General features: G+C 64.5%; 15 protein-coding genes. 8 read left to right on the plus strand and 7 right to left on the minus strand.

What is annotated here, in order from left to right:
- Positions 1–59: 59 nt before the first annotated feature.
- The 4 genes from C7453_RS13830 to C7453_RS13845 form a co-directional block, all read right to left on the minus strand.
- Positions 60–1052, minus strand: coding sequence for a FecR family protein (locus tag C7453_RS13830; protein ID WP_114728142.1), 993 nt, complete (start codon positions 1050–1052; stop codon positions 60–62).
- A 103-nt stretch (positions 1053–1155) separates the two neighbouring features.
- On the minus strand, positions 1156–1656 hold the full coding sequence (locus tag C7453_RS13835) for an RNA polymerase sigma factor (RefSeq protein ID WP_141289061.1): 501 nt from the start codon (positions 1654–1656) through the stop codon (positions 1156–1158).
- Between the two features lie 208 nt (positions 1657–1864).
- Positions 1865–2668 (minus strand): enoyl-CoA hydratase, encoded by an 804-nt coding sequence (locus C7453_RS13840; protein ID WP_114728144.1) that lies wholly within the window; start codon positions 2666–2668, stop codon positions 1865–1867.
- The gene (locus tag C7453_RS13845) at positions 2665–3960 is read right to left on the minus strand and encodes a CaiB/BaiF CoA transferase family protein (protein WP_114728145.1); all 1296 of its coding nucleotides are present in this window, start codon (positions 3958–3960) and stop codon (positions 2665–2667) included. Before C7453_RS13845 ends, C7453_RS13840 begins: the two co-directional genes overlap by 4 nt.
- A 213-nt stretch (positions 3961–4173) precedes the next feature.
- Between C7453_RS13845 and C7453_RS13850 the strand changes: the two genes are divergently transcribed.
- The 4 genes from C7453_RS13850 to C7453_RS13865 all read left to right on the plus strand — a co-directional run bounded on the left by C7453_RS13850 (position 4174) and on the right by C7453_RS13865 (position 8457).
- On the plus strand, positions 4174–5574 hold the full coding sequence (locus C7453_RS13850) for an MFS transporter (RefSeq protein WP_174787993.1): 1401 nt from the start codon (positions 4174–4176) through the stop codon (positions 5572–5574).
- Between the two features lie 21 nt (positions 5575–5595).
- Positions 5596–6279 carry a GntR family transcriptional regulator gene (locus tag C7453_RS13855; RefSeq protein WP_114728146.1) on the plus strand — a complete coding sequence of 228 codons (684 nt, stop codon included), beginning with the start codon at positions 5596–5598 and terminating at the stop codon, positions 6277–6279.
- Positions 6269–6790 (plus strand): gamma carbonic anhydrase family protein, encoded by a 522-nt coding sequence (locus C7453_RS13860; RefSeq protein WP_114728147.1) that lies wholly within the window; start codon positions 6269–6271, stop codon positions 6788–6790. The genes C7453_RS13855 and C7453_RS13860 overlap by 11 nt, the downstream gene beginning before the upstream one ends.
- A gap of 254 nt (positions 6791–7044) precedes the next feature.
- Entirely contained in the window at positions 7045–8457 is a 1413-nt protein-coding gene (locus tag C7453_RS13865; RefSeq protein ID WP_114728148.1) for a carbohydrate porin, read from the plus strand.
- A gap of 38 nt (positions 8458–8495) precedes the next feature.
- On the opposite strand, the gene C7453_RS13870 is transcribed toward C7453_RS13865, so the two are convergent.
- Positions 8496–9668, minus strand: a complete 1173-nt coding sequence (locus C7453_RS13870; protein ID WP_114728149.1) for a LacI family DNA-binding transcriptional regulator — start codon at positions 9666–9668, stop codon at positions 8496–8498.
- Between the two features lie 179 nt (positions 9669–9847).
- Between C7453_RS13870 and C7453_RS13875 the strand changes: the two genes are divergently transcribed.
- Genes C7453_RS13875 through C7453_RS13890 form a run of 4 tightly spaced genes read left to right on the plus strand, consistent with a single transcriptional unit; the run spans position 9848 to position 14773 of the window.
- The gene (locus C7453_RS13875) at positions 9848–12292 is read left to right on the plus strand and encodes a TonB-dependent receptor (protein ID WP_114728150.1); all 2445 of its coding nucleotides are present in this window, start codon (positions 9848–9850) and stop codon (positions 12290–12292) included.
- A 5-nt stretch (positions 12293–12297) separates the two neighbouring features.
- Positions 12298–13845 carry an alkaline phosphatase D family protein gene (locus C7453_RS13880; RefSeq protein ID WP_114728151.1) on the plus strand — a complete coding sequence of 516 codons (1548 nt, stop codon included), beginning with the start codon at positions 12298–12300 and terminating at the stop codon, positions 13843–13845.
- Positions 13846–13904: 59 nt separating this feature from the next.
- Positions 13905–14120 carry a hypothetical protein gene (locus tag C7453_RS13885; RefSeq protein WP_114728152.1) on the plus strand — a complete coding sequence of 72 codons (216 nt, stop codon included), beginning with the start codon at positions 13905–13907 and terminating at the stop codon, positions 14118–14120.
- Entirely contained in the window at positions 14117–14773 is a 657-nt protein-coding gene (locus C7453_RS13890) for a helix-turn-helix transcriptional regulator (RefSeq protein WP_114728153.1), read from the plus strand. Before C7453_RS13885 ends, C7453_RS13890 begins: the two co-directional genes overlap by 4 nt.
- On the opposite strand, the gene C7453_RS13895 is transcribed toward C7453_RS13890, so the two are convergent.
- On the minus strand, positions 14754–16136 hold the full coding sequence (locus C7453_RS13895) for a sensor histidine kinase (RefSeq protein WP_114728154.1): 1383 nt from the start codon (positions 16134–16136) through the stop codon (positions 14754–14756). The two genes, C7453_RS13890 and C7453_RS13895, sit on opposite strands and share 20 nt — an antisense overlap.
- On the minus strand, positions 16133–16801 hold the full coding sequence (locus tag C7453_RS13900; RefSeq protein ID WP_114728219.1) for a response regulator transcription factor: 669 nt from the start codon (positions 16799–16801) through the stop codon (positions 16133–16135). The genes C7453_RS13895 and C7453_RS13900 overlap by 4 nt, the downstream gene beginning before the upstream one ends.
- Positions 16802–16805: the final 4 nt, after the last annotated feature.

Below are 16805 nucleotides of genomic sequence, written 5' to 3' on the forward strand. Positions count from 1 at the left end.
TTATTGTTTTCACGAGCATCTTCACCTGCTTGAATGCATGCATTCAAACAGGATCTGCTCTAGCGGCTCATGACCGCCAGCCACGGCGTCACATGCATGACATGGGCTTTCTGGCCGCGTGCCATCGTTTCGAATGCCTGATCGGGCTCATTGAGCGGATACGTTCCAGTCACCCGTTCCCCCCGCAGTTTCGCGCCGTACACGAACAGCCTGCCACGCGGCACATAGGCCTGAAGCGCCGCCGCGATCTCGGCCACCGGCAGATCATGCGCCACGAAGATGCCGGTGGACCACGATCCGACCTCGTCGGGGTCAACTGCCTGCGTGGCGAGATGGATGCCGTGCAGCGTCGCCGCCTGCCCGGCATCGAGAAAGACGGGCGGTTCCCGCAGGCCGCTCTCCTGCACCGAAACCCGCCCCTCCCGCACAGCCACCGTCGCCTCATGCCCCCCGCCCAGTCGCACATCGAACACCGTGCCGACATCCGTAACCGTCAGGCGCCCGGCAAGCACGGAGAACGGCCGCGCCGCATCATGGCGCACCGTAAAAAGGGCCTCTCCCTTGAGAAGCCGCACATGGCGATGCCCGTCCAGAAAATCGAGCGCCACCGCGCTCTCGGGCGCGAGAACCGCCCGGCTGCCGTCAGCCAGTTCCAGCGTGCGCGTTTCCTGCCGTCCCGTCGCATAATCGGCCTGCCAGCGCACCATCATCTCAGGCCCGATCAGGATCGCAACGGCCGCGGCCGCCACCGATGCGAGAGCGGAGAGGCCGATCCCAGGCAGGCGGCGCCTCCAGCGCCTGCTGCGATAGGTCCGCATCGTCGGCACCGCAACAGGCAGGGCATCGTCCGGTATCGCCCTGAGCAGGCCCATGGTTCGGACAACCTGCCGCCATTCCGCGTCACGCGCCGGATCGGCGGCCCGCCACATCTCGAAATGCTTCACGACCTCGGGATCGTCATCCTCTTCGCGAAGCAGAATATGCCAATCCACGGCACGCCGCGGCCAGGCCGACAGGTCATCCCTGCCATCGTCCCTGCCATCGCCACTCATGCGTTCTTCCCCCCGAAGGCCAGACGCCGGCTTCGCATGGCAAAACCGACCCCCTCGATACTGCACACGTTCGGGGCATGTGTTTTTTCACCGTGACGCGACATTATTCCGTCGAATCGAACGCCTGGCGGCAGCGTTCCATCCCGTCAGCGACCAGCCCATGCACGCGCGTAATCGACATATCGAGTATCCTGGCGATCTCGCGCAGTTTCAGCCCGTCGAAACGATACAGGATGATCGCCTGCTGCGTCATGTCCGGCAGCCCCCGAAGGCATGCCATCACCCGTTCGAGTTCCAGGCGGGCCGCCAGTTCGGTTTCCAGGCCGGGAACGTCCGCCGCGATCGCCTCCATCGCCCTGCCTTCGATCCGCACGAAACGCTGGTCCTCGCGAACCGCCCGGCGACGCCTGTCCAGTGCAAGATTGCGGATGACACGATAGAGGAAATTCAGCGGATTATCGGGGTGCGTCCCATGGCAACGCAGCCACGCCTCCTGGACCAGATCCTCGGCCAGCGAGGTGTCCCCCATGATCCGTCCGGCATAATGAAGAAGCTGCCCGCGATTGGAGAGATAGCAGGCCAGCAATTCAGGCTTTCCCCCCAAGGGACACCTCTCCCGCCGCACCGTTTGGTCGGACGGCCCACGCAAATGATAACAATTCTCATTTTGTTACGCGAGGGGGCCAGGAAAGGCAAGGGGAGCGGACCCCGCATCCCTCCTTCCCCGGCCGCGAACATGAACACCCATGCCCGCGCCGGCCTCCACGGCTACGACCAGACCGACCGTTACGGCCGAATGGCCTACACCCGCGTCACTGCCCCTCCCACTGCGCCGGCGCCCCGGTCCCGAACGCCGCGACCCCCCGATGAAAATCCGCGCTGCCGTAGCACCGCCGGATCAGGTCGGCCATCTCCGGCACCTCGCTCTCTCCCAGCCGACGCAACGCCTCGCGCGTCACCGCGATCGTGATCGGCGCATGCCCGCAGATCCGCCGGCAGAGCTTGACGACGGCCGCCTCCAGCTCTTCGGCCGGCACGATGGCATGCAGATACCCGATACCCGCCAGATCCTCGGCCGCCGGCATCTCGGCCAGCAGCGTCATGCGCTTCACCCAGCTGACCCCCAGCGTGCGCTCCAGCCGGGCGAGATTGGCACCCGAGAGACAGTTGCCCAACGTGCGGGCGATCGGCACGCCGAACCGCGCCCCCGCCGCCGCGATGCGAAAATCACAGGCATTGGCAATCGCCAGCCCCCCGCCGACCGCCCAGCCCTCGACTACCGCAAGCGTCGGCACCGCAATCCGGTCCAGCCGCGCAATGCACTGGTCGATCCCCCGCTCATAGTCCACGCCATCCTCGCCCGAGCGGAAATCGCGAAACTGCGCAATATCGGTCCCGGCGACAAAAGCCTGTCCTCCCGCCCCCCGCAGCACCGCCACCCGCAGGCCCGGCGTCGTATCGATCCGCTCGATCGCCTCGCCAAGGTCGCGATACATCTGCCACGTCATGGCATTGCGTGCCTGCGGCCGGTCGAAAACGATCGTGGCCACCTCACCGTCGATCGTCAGCCGCACCCGGCCGGCAACGGGCTCCTCCCGCTCCGCCACACCGCTCATGACGCAAACGCTCCCGCATCCGTCAGGCCGGCAATCGCCTCGTCCGACAGGCCGCGCTCGGCCAGAATCTCGCGCGTATGCTCCCCCAGCAGCGGCGGCGGCCGGCGCACGGTCGGCGGGGTGCCGCGCAGCTTCACCGGAAAGCCGATATTGGGAATCGTCCCTTCCACCGGGTGCGGAATTTCCATCTTCATCTCACGGAATTTCCCATGATCGCTCTCGAACGCCTCGGGGTAGGTATTCATCCGCCCGGCCGGAATCCCCTTGGCCAGCAGCGTCTCCACCCATTCTTCCGAGGGCCGGGTCATGAAAGTCTTTTCCAGTTCCTCGATCAGCACCACCCGGTTGGCCAGCCGGTCGGAAATGGTGGCAAAGCGCGGATCGTCCAGCAGTTCCGCCCGCCCCAGTTCATTGCAGAGCTGCACCCACAATTTCTGGTTGGTCGCCCCCATCACGAAATACCCGTCCGACGCCCGCACCGCCTGATAGGGAGCGCTCATGCGGTTGGCAGTCCCCAGCGGCTCGGGAATCGTGCCCTTTCCCCAATATTCCGAGATATCCCATATCGAAAACGCCATCGCCGAGTCGAAAAGCGAGGCATCGATAAACTGCCCCTGCCCGCTCTTCTCGCAGCCGATATAGGCCGCCAGGATCGCATAGGTCGCAAACAGCGCGCAGCCGATATCCGCCACCGGCACGCCCGCCTTCACCGGCGGCCCGCCGGGGTGCCCGGTCACGCTCATCACGCCCGACATCGCCTGCGCCATCAGGTCGAATCCCGGCCGCATGGCCCACGGCCCGGTCTGGCCGAAACCCGAGATGCTGGCATAGACGAGTCGCGGATTGATCTTCGACAGCGTCTCGTAGTCGATGCCCAGCTTGCGCACCACGCCGGGGCGATAATTCTCCACGACGATATCGGCCGTCTTCACAAGATCGAGAAAAACCTTCCGGCCGGCCGGATTCTTCAGGTTCAGCGCGATGCTGCGCTTGTTCCTGTTCATGTTCAGGAACCCCATGCTGTCATCGCCCTTCATGCGAAACCCCATGGCCCCGCGCGTCTGGTCGCCCGTCCCCGGCGGCTCGATCTTGATGATGTCGGCCCCCAGGTCGCCCAGCAGCATGGTGCAGACCGGCCCGGCCATCACCTGGGTCACGTCCAGTACCCGGATGCCGGCCAGCGGCAGCGCGCGGCCGCCCGCCGCGCCCGGCCGCGCGTCATGGCCGCCTGCCGGATCGTCCCTATGGTCCTGCGTCGCCGACGTGTCGTGAGAGTGGAGCGTGCTGTCCATGGATGGGCCCTCCGTCTTTATCCCGTCTTCGTGATCGAACGGGTGTTGGTATTTTGAATTCATAATTCATAATGCCGGTGTGCTACAAGCATTCCGGCAGGACAGGGGGGACAGTACTCCGTTCTGTGAGAGGCCAGGAAACGCCGCGTCGGCCATGCTCCCCAGCAGGACCGGCGACGGCGCACTCAAAAAAAACAAGAAACGAGGCCGACCATGTTCCACGGCAAGACAATGACGCCGACCGCCTATATCCGTCACACCCTCACCACCGCGCCGGGCCGCATCTTCGGGCTGGTGTGCGTGATGTATTTCATCACCTATGTCGATCGCGTGAACATCTCGACGCTGGCGCCCCTGATGGCGCAAGACCTGCACCTGTCGAATGTTCAGTTGGGGCTGGCCCTGTCCGCGTTCGGCTATCCATACGCCCTGCTGCAAATCGCGGGCGGCAGCCTGGCCGACAGCCTCGGCCCACGTCGCACGCTGGTCATCAGCGGCCTCATATGGGGTGCCGCCACCATCCTCACCGGTCTGGTGGGCGGCCTGTTCTCGCTGATCGCCATCCGCGTCCTGCTGGGCATCGGCGAGGGCGCCACCTTCCCCGCCGCCACACGCGCGGTGGCCGCATGGGTCCCGTCTACCCGGCGCGGCTACGCCCAGGGCATGATGCATTCCTCATCGCGCCTGGCCAACGCGCTCACCCCGCCGCTGACGGTCATGATCGCCCTGTGGCTGGGCTGGCGCGGCGCCTTCATGGCGCTGGGCTGCGTCAGCCTGGGCTGGACGCTGGCCTGGGCCTTCATGTTCCGCGACCGCCCGGCCAGCCATCCGGGCGTCACCGCCGCCGAACTGGCCGAACTCCCGGTCATCGACACGCCCCGCACCGGCGCCGCCAGACCGTCCATCCCATGGCGGGCGCTGATCCGCGCCATGATGCCGGCCACGCTGATCTATTTCTGCTACAACTGGACGCTGTGGCTCTACATCACCTGGCTGCCGTCCTTCTTCGTGCAGGCTTACGGGCTGAACCTGAAGCACACCGCCATCTTCTCGTTCGGCGTCTTCACCGCCGGCGTGGTGGGCGATACCTGCGGCGGCCTGTTCACCGACTACCTGTACCGCCGCCACGGCAACCTGCCGCAGGCACGGCGCCAGGTCATCATCGCCAGCATGATCGGCTCCATGCTCTGCCTGCTGCCGGCGCTGTTCGTGCATAATCTCACCGCCATCGGCATCGCGCTGTCGGCGGCCTTCTTCTTCCTGGAATTGACTGTCGGCCCGATCTGGGCGATCCCGATGGACATGGCGCCCCGATATGCCGGTACCAGCAGCGGAATCATGAACACGGGCTCGGCCATCGCCGGCATCCTGTCGCCGTTCGCCTTCGGCCTGATCATCGACCTGTCGCACAGCTACAGCCTGCCGTTCTACGGCCCGGTCGTCCTGCTGATCGTCGGCGCAGCCCTGGCCTTCCACTACCTGCCGTCGCGCCCCGACGCCGCCCCCGGATCATCGCTCCCGGATGCGCCGAACCTGGGCGCGTCGAACCTTGGCACACCGAACCCTGGCGCCCCCCTGCCGGGCCGCCCGCTCGGCAACGCCCATGGTCATTGACCACCGGAGACCCAGCCCGCCATGACCGAGCCCACGATCGTCCCGCGCCTCAACCTTCACGACACGCTCATCACCGCCCTGCGCGGCATGATTCTCGACGGCGTGCTGGTGCCGGGCGAGAAGATCGCCGAGCGCGCGCTATGCGACCGGTTCGGCATCTCCCGAACCCCGCTGCGCGAGGCGCTGAAGGTCCTGGCGTCGGAAGGGCTGGTCGAACTGCTGCCCCGGCGCGGCGCGGTCGTGGCACAGATCACCGAGGCCGATATTCACAATCTGTTCCCGATCATGGGCGCGCTGGAAGGCGTGGCCGGCCAACTGGCCTGCGCCCGCGCCAGCACGCAGGACATCGCCCAGGTCCGCAAGCTGCACGACGAGATGATGGAAAGCTACGCGCGGCGCGACGAACAACGCTACCTGCGCCAGAACCGGCAGGTCCACGAGGCCATCTTCGCCCTGGCCCGCAATCCGGCCCTGTCGGAGATGTACCAGCAGATCCTGGCGCGCATCCATGTCTGCCGCTTCATCCGGCGCAAGGACGATCACGACTGGGCCACCGCCATCGCGGAACATGCCGCCTTCATGGACGCCCTGGAACAGCGCGACGGGGCGCGCCTGTCACAACTCATGCGCGACCATATCGCGGGGACCAGCGCGCGCATCGCCCTGGCCTCGCTGGATGGGAGTGAGGAACGAGATGCTGTTTGAATATGACGGCCAGACCCCCGACCTGTCGGCCGAAAATACCTACGTGGCACCGACCGCCACGCTGATCGGCGCCATCACGGTGCAGGCGGCGGCCAGCATCTGGTTCGGCGCCGTGCTGCGCGGCGACTCCGAGCGCATCGTCATCGGCGCCGGCAGCAACGTGCAGGACAATGCCGTCCTGCACACCGATCCCGGATTTCCCCTGGAAATCGCCGAGGACGTCACGATCGGCCACATGGTCATCCTGCATGGCTGCCGCATCGGCGCCGGCTCGCTGATCGGCATGGGCTCGGTCATCATGAACGGCGCACGGATCGGCCGAAACTGCCTGGTGGCCGCCGGCAGCCTGGTCCCGGAAGGCAAGGTCTTCCCCGACGGCTCGGTCATTCGCGGCCGCCCGGCCACGCTCGTCGGCCCCGTCACCCCGGCGCACGAGGCGATGATGAAGGGCGCCAGCCAGGCCTACCGCGACCGCGCACACCAGTATCGCGAGAAGCTGCGCCCGACATAGGGCAATAAAAACACTACAAAAACAGTAAAACCCGCCCGCCACGCCAAAAAGAGACAGCGCGGCGGGCAACAGAACGACCCGTACAAAGGCGCCGCCATCGCAATGACGCCCTGGCGAACACGCGTACCCAAAAAACAAGAAACAAGAAAAAACAAGGTCACCGGAAAAAAGGTGACCACACCCCGGACATCTCAAAGAACAGGAAAACTGTCGTGTCCATATCATCCTTTCTTTCCCATAGCGGGAACAGGAAGATGCCCCTCGCCGTCGCGAGCCTCTTCCTTGCCGTCGGTCCTGGTCCGCTCTCGGCGGCGACAGCGCCGCCTTACACGGGCCTGACCTCCCCCAGCGGGCCATCCGTCTTTCTCGACAGCCCGACGGCGTACGACAACACGCCCTTCACGCCCAATACCGAACATGCCTACAGCGCCTGGAACAAGCTGCGCGGCAGCCTGGCCAATAAAGGCATTGGCCTGGGCGTCGATTATATCGGCGAGAGCGGAATCATCCTGAATGGCGGCCGCACCGACGTCAGCGGTTCGGCCGGCTACACGCATCAGATCGCGGTCCAGGTCAACCTGAACTGGCAGAAGCTGGTCGGCTGGAAAGGGTTCAACACCCATTTCGCCTTCGTCAACCGCGCCGGCCACAATCTCTCGACCGATGCCGGCGACCGCTCGGTGGTCAACGTGCAGGAAATCTACGGCGGCGGCGGCAATGTCATCGTCCATCTCGTATCCGCTTACGGCACGCAGGATTTCCTGAACCAGCGCCTGCAACTCGCGCTGGGCTACATGTCGGTGAATCTCGATTTCTCGACCTCGCCGCTCTATTGCACGTTCATGAACAATGCCATATGCGGCAACCCGAAAACCGAAACCAAGGGCTCGATCGGCTTCTCGAACACGCCCAACGGCGTCCTGGGCGGCCGGCTGCGGTTCTGGCCCCTGCATGGCCTGTATGTGCAGGGCGGCGCCTATGGCGTCAATTCCGGCCTGGGCCAGCCAAAATACACCCGCACCGGGTTCGAGTTCGATACCAGCGCCTATACGGGCGTGTATGTTCCATTTGAAATCGGGGCTATTCCCGTTTTCGGCCCCCACGCGCTGGTCGGCCATTACAAGATCGCCGCCGCCTACGATTCCTCGCCCTATCCCTCGTACTACACGGATATCAACGGCAACCCCATCCCCCTGACCGGCCTGCCCGCCCGCACCGGTCGCGGCAAGATTCAGGTCTGGACCACGATGGACCAGATGCTCTTCCGCCACGGCCGCGGCATCTACGAGGGCCTCTATGTCATGGCGGGCTATATCCACAACACCCCGCGCGCCTCGCCCTACGAGCATCAATATTATCTCGGCCTGTCGGATCGCGGTATGATTCCGGGGCGGCCGAACGACGTGGTCGGCATCATGGTCAACCACGTCACCGCCAGTTCCACGCTCGTCGCGGCCCAGAAACTCTATTACAGGCGCGGAAAGAAACTGCCCGCCAACGCGCTTACGCCCCAAAGCTCCGCCACGGTGGTCGAAGCCACCTACAACATCCATATCCGCCAGGGCGTCTGGGTCCAGCCGGACTTCCAGTACGTCATCAACCCCAACCTCGAACGGAAGGTCAAAAACCTCAGCGTCCTCGGCCTGCGCCTGCGCGTCATCTTCTGAAATGGAGGCAGCGTTCCGGACACCGGAACGCACGCCCGTCACCCGCCAGTCCAGCAGGCCGCCGTCGATCGGCGAATCCGCAATTCCGGATCTACCGTGCAGACGGAAGAAACATCCTGGGCAATGGCATCCAGAAGAACATGCGCGGCCTGAAGACCCAGTTGATGGGCCCTCAGATCAACCGTGGTCAAAGCAGGAGAAACCAGGGCAGAAAACGGAATATCGTTGAACGACGCGACACTCAGCCTATCCGGGATCGCCATGCCCATTTCCTGGGCGCGCTTCATGATGCCATAGGCCAGGATATCATCCGCCGCCACCACCGCCGTCACGCCGGCGGCCTCCCATAGCGCCCACGACCGGGAAAAAGCGGCTTCTCCCTGCTCGATATCGAGATACTCCGCGGGCGCCGGGGCATTGTGCAAAGCGCCGCCCGCCTGCCGGACGATTTTCCCAAGCGCCTCCCGCCGGCATGAAAACGTCGCCTTGTCGGGCAGGAAATCCAGATAACCAACGCTCCGATGCCCCAGTTCGACCAGATGCCGGCCAAGCTGATGCCCGGCGGCGGCGACATTCAACTCGATGCGCGAGACATCCATGGCGGTATAGGCGTCCAGGATGACGGTCGGACAGGTCTGGCGAAACAAATCCAGCGTCGTCTGCGGCGGGGTGGCAAGGATCAGGCCCGCGATATTATCTTCCTGCGCCGCCCGGACGATGTCGATCCCATAATCCATATCTTCCGAGGGCACATGAAGCTGGATCGTAAAGCGCGTGCCGATCACCTGAAGGATGCCCTCCAGCATCTCGCCGAAGAACGGATTCCTGATGCTCGGCACGACGACCGATATACTGGACGGCAACTGACTGACCAGTGACCGCGCAAAGCTGTTCGGGCGATAATCGAGATCGGAAACCGCTTTCTGGATGCGCGCCTTCAGATCGCCGTTGATGCGTCCGCCATCCCGGTTCCGAACCACCAGGGACACGGCGGACACCGAACATCCTGCCAGTTTCGCAACGTCTTTCGCCGTGGCACGCCGTATCTTCAAGAAATCCTCGTAACCCATATCGCCTGATGTCCATCGAACGGCAACCGCCGTCCGCAAGGCCGAACCACCGGGCCAACACCCCGCGCACCAGCCCCACCGCCGGACCGGTCCCCCTCCGGCGCACGCTCGAAAAACCTGACTGCCACCTGCCGGCCCCATGGTCCACCGCAGACGTGCCCGGCACCCGGTTTATGACATATTCATGATAGCCGAAAAAAATCTTGAAATGAAAATCCGCTCACGTCAAACGTGTGACGCAACACCATTTCGTTAATTTCTCCTGCGCGCGGCCACCCCTGGCCCGCCCCGCCATCCTTGCTCACAGGACGACCCGGACCATGCGACGCTCTCGACGCACCCTTCTTTATTCGGCCGTATTCGCAGCGTTCGGCGCCCAGGATGGCCGGGCCGATACCGGTGCGGCGCACGCACGGGGCCACAAACCGACCCATCGCCCGGCGGCACGCCCGCACCCCCAGGCGCGACCCGCCCCGCCCGAAATGCGGACTTCGTTACAAACCGGCCAGCAGCCCGCCGCCGCGAGCGATCCGCGACCGGCCGTTCCCGAAGCCATTCTCGTATCCGGCCGCAGCGGACGAACGCAGGAGCCCGGAGGCGGCCTGATGCGGGTGGAAAAAAGCCCCAGGGCCATCCAGACGGTCACGCGCGATTATATCGCCAAGCAGGCTCCCACCTCGAACCTGCAACAGATGCTGCGCATGCTTCCCAGCGTGAATATCGCCGATCAGGACCCGTTCGGCCTTTATGCCGGGCAGGTCAACGTGCGCGGCTTCGACCAGACGGAAGTTGGCTGGCTGCTGGACGGCGCCCCGCTGAACGACACCGGCAACGCGGCTTTCTATGCCAACGAGGCCGTCGAGGCCGAGGATCTGGAAACGGTTTCCCTGCAACCGGGCTCGGTGGACATCTCCAGCCCCGTGATCAATGCATCTGCAGGCCTCTCCAAGGCGACGATGATGAACCCGACATCAAAATTCGGCGGGCTGATCGATACGTCGTTCGGCTCCTACGACACGTTTCGCCAATATATCCGCCTGAATTCGGGCTATCTCGGACAGAGCGGCATCAAGGCCATGTTCGCCTTCAGCCACACCAAGGGCAACCAGTGGCGCGGCAGCGGACAGGCCGAGAAATATCATTACGATTTCAAGGCCGTGAAGGAATTCGACAATGGAAGCCACACCGGCCTGACCGTATCCTACAACGATCAGATCAACAGCAATTATCTGAACCCGACATTGTCGCAATACCGGACCACCGGATACAGCACCAGTTTCCCCGCCTATTTCAGTGGTGGAAACTGGTATAAATCCAGCAACAACCCGTTCCGCAACGTCATCGCGGTCGTACCCACCCACATCCATATCACGCCGCGCCTGAGCCTCGATGACAGCCTGTATTTCTGGTACGGAACCGGCGGCGGAAGCGGGGCAATGACCGTGCCCGCCAACGCCTATATGGGCACGCAACCCGTCACGCTCGATCTCGACGGCGCCAGCAAGGCCCTGGTTCTGGGTTCATCCAATCAGACGCAATTCCGTCCGGGCAACACCCTGTCCATGACATATGACGTCGATGCCCATAATACCACCGTCGTCGGATGGTGGTACGAGTACGACAATGAATACATGAACTACACCCTCGGCAGGATGGACCAGGCGACAGGAAGGGTCTTCGACATCTGGGGGCAGAAAGACCTGATCACCCAGACGGACGGCCAGCCCTATTCCATGCGCGATTTCCTCACCCTCACCCAGACGAACATGCTGTTCGTCGAAAACCATTCCCATTATTTCGACGATCGCCTGATCGTGGACCTAGGCTTCAAGGAAGCCATGACGACACGCCGGACATATAATTACACGCCAGGCACACGCTATAATCAGAATCTTCACAACGCTGAACCGCTTCCCCAGATCGGCATGTCCTGGCGCTTCAATCCGCATCATCAGATATACATCTCGGGAACGACGAGCGTGAAAATGCCGTCCAACCTGTCCATTGTCGACTACTACAATACATCCGGCACACAAACGCAGTCCGGTGGCAGCAGCAGCCCCGAATATTCGATCCATGAAGAGATCGGATACCGGTATAATGGCCGCTTCTTCGTCGGATCGATATCCTTCTTCAATTACAATCTGACCAATCGCCAACAGCAGCTCAGCTATTATCTCGGCACCACGCCCATCACCTCGACGACCAACGCCGGCGGCCAGACCACCCGCGGCGTCGATATCCAGCTCGCGATGAAACCGGTGTGGAGCCATCTGCGGCCTTACGTGACGTTCGAATATCTCCATTCGACGATCGACAGCGATATCAAAACGACGGGCACGCTCGACGGGCAACGGGTCACGGACTACCTGCCGACCGCCGGCAAAATCGCCGTACGCTCCCCCAAGGTCCAGGCCGGCCTCGGGCTCGACTATGACGACGGGAATTTCTGGATGTCGGGGCAGATCAAATATGTCGGAAAACAATATGCAACATTCATGAACGACAGCGCGATACCGCAATACATCACGAACAACATAGCAATCGGGTATCGGTTGAAGACCAGCGGCGTCATCAAGTCACCGGAGATCCAGCTCAACCTGCAGAACCTGACCGGCGCAAAGTTCAGAAGCGGCATCTACGGCATTGCCAACGCTCTCCAGACGACGCGCGGCGTGTATGGCAGCACGATCGCCGGCTCTCAGCCCAGCTACTATCTGCAGACGCCCTTCTCCGCCATGGTGACCATATCGGCAGGATTCTGAAAACCATGCTCTTTCGCCCGAAGCACGGCCTGAGCCGCAGGACATTCTCCAAGATTCTCCTCTCTTCTCCGGCTATTTCCTGTAACATTGCCCGCGCGCAGGGTCATGTCGCGGCGTCATTCCCATTCTCCGTCGCGTCGGGCGACCCTCTCTCCGATCGTGTCATCCTGTGGACCAGGCTGGCCCGTTCCGCCATCGACCCCGAGCCGCTTTCCCGGACGGCGCTCGCCGTCAGGTGGCTGGTCGCCGAAGATGCGGCGCTGGCATGGCCCGTGCGCTCCGGGATGGCGCACGCCAGCCCGGATGCCGGCTTCAGCGTCCATGTCGACGTCACCGGGCTTCTTCCCGACCGCGTCTATTATTATGCATTCTTCTTCAATGGAGAGCGCAGCCCCGTGGGGCGCACCAGAACGCTGCCCGCGGCCGGGGCCATTCTGTCCGATGCCCGGTTCGCCGTCGTCAGCTGCCAGAACTGGGAAAATGGATATTTCGACGCCTACAGGGACATCGTCGATCAGGATCTGCAATTCGTCCTGCATCTTGGCGATTACATCTATGACGTGACCAGGGGCGGCGGCGTCCGCCAGCACGACCGCACGGCGCTGCCGATGACGCTCGACGACTACCGGGCACGCCACGCCCTCTACCGCACCGACCCGGCGCTGCTCGCCGCGCATGAGGCGCATCCCTTCATCCTGCTCCCCGACAATCACGACGCCCTGGAAAGTGCCGCGCGTACCCCCCAGGAGAATCAGCGGCGTGCCGCTGCCTATCAGGCATGGTATGAATTCCTCCCGGTCAGGGCCGCCTACCGTCGCGACACGGGCAGGATGCAGATTCACCGGGGCGTCGCACTCGGCTCCCTCGCGCGTCTCAACCTGCTCGACACCCGCCAGTATCGCGACGTCGAAACCATATGCCAGCACGAATCCGATGGAAATTTCGCCTATGGCGTCTACGAACGAGCATGCTCCGACCTATCCGCCGATCCCGCGCGCAGCATGCTCGGGCAGGAGCAGGAGGCATGGCTGACCGGGCATCTGCGCACGACGACCGCCCGCTGGAACATCCTTGTCTCGACGGTAATGATGTCGCCCCTGCACATGAGCCATGCCGGTGAGCCTTACCGTTATCTCGGCAGTTGGGACGGCTACGGCGAGAACAGGAAAAGAATTCTCGACACGATCCAAGCCAGCGGAACGCCCAATCCGCTCTGTCTTTCGGGCGACCTGCATTCCAACCTGATCGCGCAGGTCGTGCGCAATCCCGGCGACGGGCCCGATTCAGGCATTCTGCCGGAATTTCTCGGCACATCGATCAGCTCGCTCTGGCCCGCTCCGCTGGCCGCGCCCATCGTGCAGGCTCTTCCGAAGAACCCTCACATTCTTCACTACGATTACCAGCACAGGGGATATCTTCTGGTCGGCATGACGCCCCGCCGGTTGACAGTCACGACCCGCCTCATGTCCTTCGTCGACCGCAGCGGCGGCAAGACATATACCGGCCAGACCTTCGCCCTGGTCAACGGCGATCGGACGATCCACACCCTGTAGGTCGCGACCGTCTCATTGCATGGTTGCAAGCCGGGCAGGAAACGCCGATCCTCGGGCGCATGTGGAGCGAACCCTATCTGGAAACCTGCTGCCGGTCGGCGCTGCACCGGCTGATGCTCAGCGGCGCGGCCGGCCGCCCGCCGGGCATGAAGGATCAGCCATGCCTGGAACGGCTGGAGCGGATGGGCCTGGCCAGCCAGGACGCCAACGGCCGCTACCACCCCACGCCGCAGGGCGCGGCCCGGCATGAATCGGAAATCCTGTCGCCTTCATGATCCGGCATGACGATCTGTGGCGCGCGCTGGACACGCTGGCCGCCGAACGCGGCCTCACGCCCTCCGGCCTGGCCCGCGCGGCGGGGCTGGACCCGACCAGCTTCAATCCCTCCAAACGCACCACCGCCGCCGGCCGCCCCCGCTGGCCCGGCACCGAAAGCCTGGCCCGCGTGCTGGACGTCACCGGCCTGAGCCTGGAGGCATTCGCCCGCCTCGCAGCCGGCCAACATCCCCTCTCCCCCGCACCCCGCGCCACGGCCCGGTCGCGCCTCCGCCTGTCCCCCTTCTCCCATCTCGAACACCCCGGCATGTTCGACGGCACCGGCCTGCCCAGCGGCCGCCACTGGGACCAGTGGGACGTGCCCGGCACCGCCGAGGCCGATTTCTATGCCGTGTCGCTGGATACCGCCCTGTTCGAACCCGTCTTCCGCGCCGGCACCATCCTGATGGTCGCCCCCGGCATCCCGATCCGCCGGCAGGACCGCGTGCTGGTCCTGCGCCCTGATGGCGCCCTGTGCGCGGTAGTGCTCGACGCCCGCGCCGGCGCGACATCCGGCCCCCTGCTGGCCATGATCGGCGCCTCGGCCGGCGGCGGCCCGTTCGAGGCAGACCCCGCCGACCACCTGCACCGCATCATGATGGCCTTCCTGTAGCCTCCACGCCGGGCAGCGCGCGCACCGCCTCGCACCCCGCCAGCACCACCCGCGCCCGAAACCCCCGATCCGTCCCCGGCAGCGGCGAGGCAATCTCCAGCCGCGCGCCCATCTGCCCGGCAATGCTGGCGGCAATCGCCAGCCCCAGCCCGCTGCCGTCGGCGGCGCTCCCGCCGCGCACGAAGGGCTCTGTCAGCCCCGGCAGGATCGCTTCCGGCAAAGCACTGCAATCATTGACGATATCCACCACCCCATTCCGCGAAACCGTCACCGCGATCACGGCATCAGGCGTGCCATGATGGGCCGCATTCTCGATCAGGTTCCGAAACAGGATGCCCGCCGCGTCGATATCCCCGCGCGCGAAGAGCGCCTCCATCCCGTCGCAATCCACCGTGACGACGGGAAAGACCGGCGGCATGTCGGCAAATTCCTCCGCGAGGATCTGCAACACCGCAATCAGGTCGAACCGGTCGTCCCCCATCGCCGCTCCCGACGACGCGCGCGACAATTGCAGCAATTTCTCCGTCATCCGCCCCAGCCGGCGGATCTGCCCGATCATGGCCGCCACCCGCCCCGGCGCCTCGGGTTCATGCAACTGCTCGCGCAGCATCTGCGCCTGCGCCAGCAGCGCGCCGATCGGGTTGCGCAGTTCATGCGCCGCATTGGCCGCAAAGGCCCGTTCGGATGAAAGCGCCTTTTTCAGCCGGTCCAGCAGAAGATTCACCGCCATATGGATGGCCGCCAGTTCCTCGGGCAGGTCCAGCGCGGGAATCGGCGTCAGATTCCCGCCCCCGCGCGCGCGAATTTCCGCCTGCAACGCCGTCAGCGGCCGCAACGCCCGCCGCACGACCCAACGCACCAGCAGCCACACCGCCGGCAGAAACACGATCATCGGCAGGATCGAGATCAGCGTCGCCCGCCGCACCGCCTCGCGCCGATGAAAGGTCGGCTCTCCGACCAGAATATAATGCCCGCCATCCTGTGCCTTGACGACATAGACGCGAAAGCGCGGCCGATCGTAAAACCCGCCCCGCACCACCGGCACGAAGGTTTCGACGGGCGCGTTCTGCGAACGCAACAGCAATGTCCCGTCCGGCATCGCGATCTGATAGGCCAGCGTGCGCGGCCCCACTTCCGGCAGCAGCGCGACCGTCCCCCCGGCGGGGCGCACGGCGTGGGCCGCAATCACGAATTCAAGCCGCTCGGCTACTTCCTGCAACGAATTATCCAGCCGCTCCGTCACCTCGTAGCGCGTAAACCCCGCCACCAGCACACTCAGCAGCGCCAGACAGCCCACCACCACCACCAGCACCCCGGCCATGATCCGGGTGGCCAGGCTCCATCGCCCGTCGCCGCGCCTCATGCCCCGCCCTCGCGCGCCAGCCGATAGCCGCGCCCGCGCACGGTCAGGATCAGCCCCGCCCCCACCTTCTTGCGCACGCGGCTGATAAAGACCTCAATCGCATTGCTCTCGATCTCCTCGCCCAGCCCGTAAAGCGCGTCCTCGATCTGCTCGCGCGAGCAGATCGCCCCGGCCCGGCGGGCCAGCAGCGCGATCACCGCCCATTCCCGCGCCGTCAGGTCCACGTCCTGCCCCTGCCGACGCAGGCTGCGCTGGCCCAGATCGATCTCGACCTCCCCCAGCACCAGCCGGTTGCTGGCCAACGCGCCATAGCGGCGCGACACGGCATCAAGCCGCGCCAGCAATTCATCGAAATCATAGGGTTTGACGATGTAATCGTCCGCCCCGTCCGAAAGGCCGGCAATGCGGTCGCTGATCTGGTCCTGCGCGGTCGCGATCATCACCGCCATCACCGACCCACCCCGCCGGATCTCCCGCAGCAGGTCCCGCCCGCTGCCATCCGGCAACCCCAGATCCAGCAGCAGGAAATCATAGGCAATGGCCCCCAGCGCGGCCCGCGCGTCAGCCAGCGTGGTAAACCAGTCGGCGGCATGCCCGGCGCGGCGCAACCGCTCCTGCACCGCCGACCCCAGCGGCCTCTCATCCTCGACAACCAGGATCCGCACAGCA

The organism is Gluconacetobacter liquefaciens (assembly GCF_003350405.1).
In the GTDB taxonomy this organism is placed as follows: Bacteria; Pseudomonadota; Alphaproteobacteria; order Acetobacterales; family Acetobacteraceae; genus Gluconacetobacter; species Gluconacetobacter liquefaciens.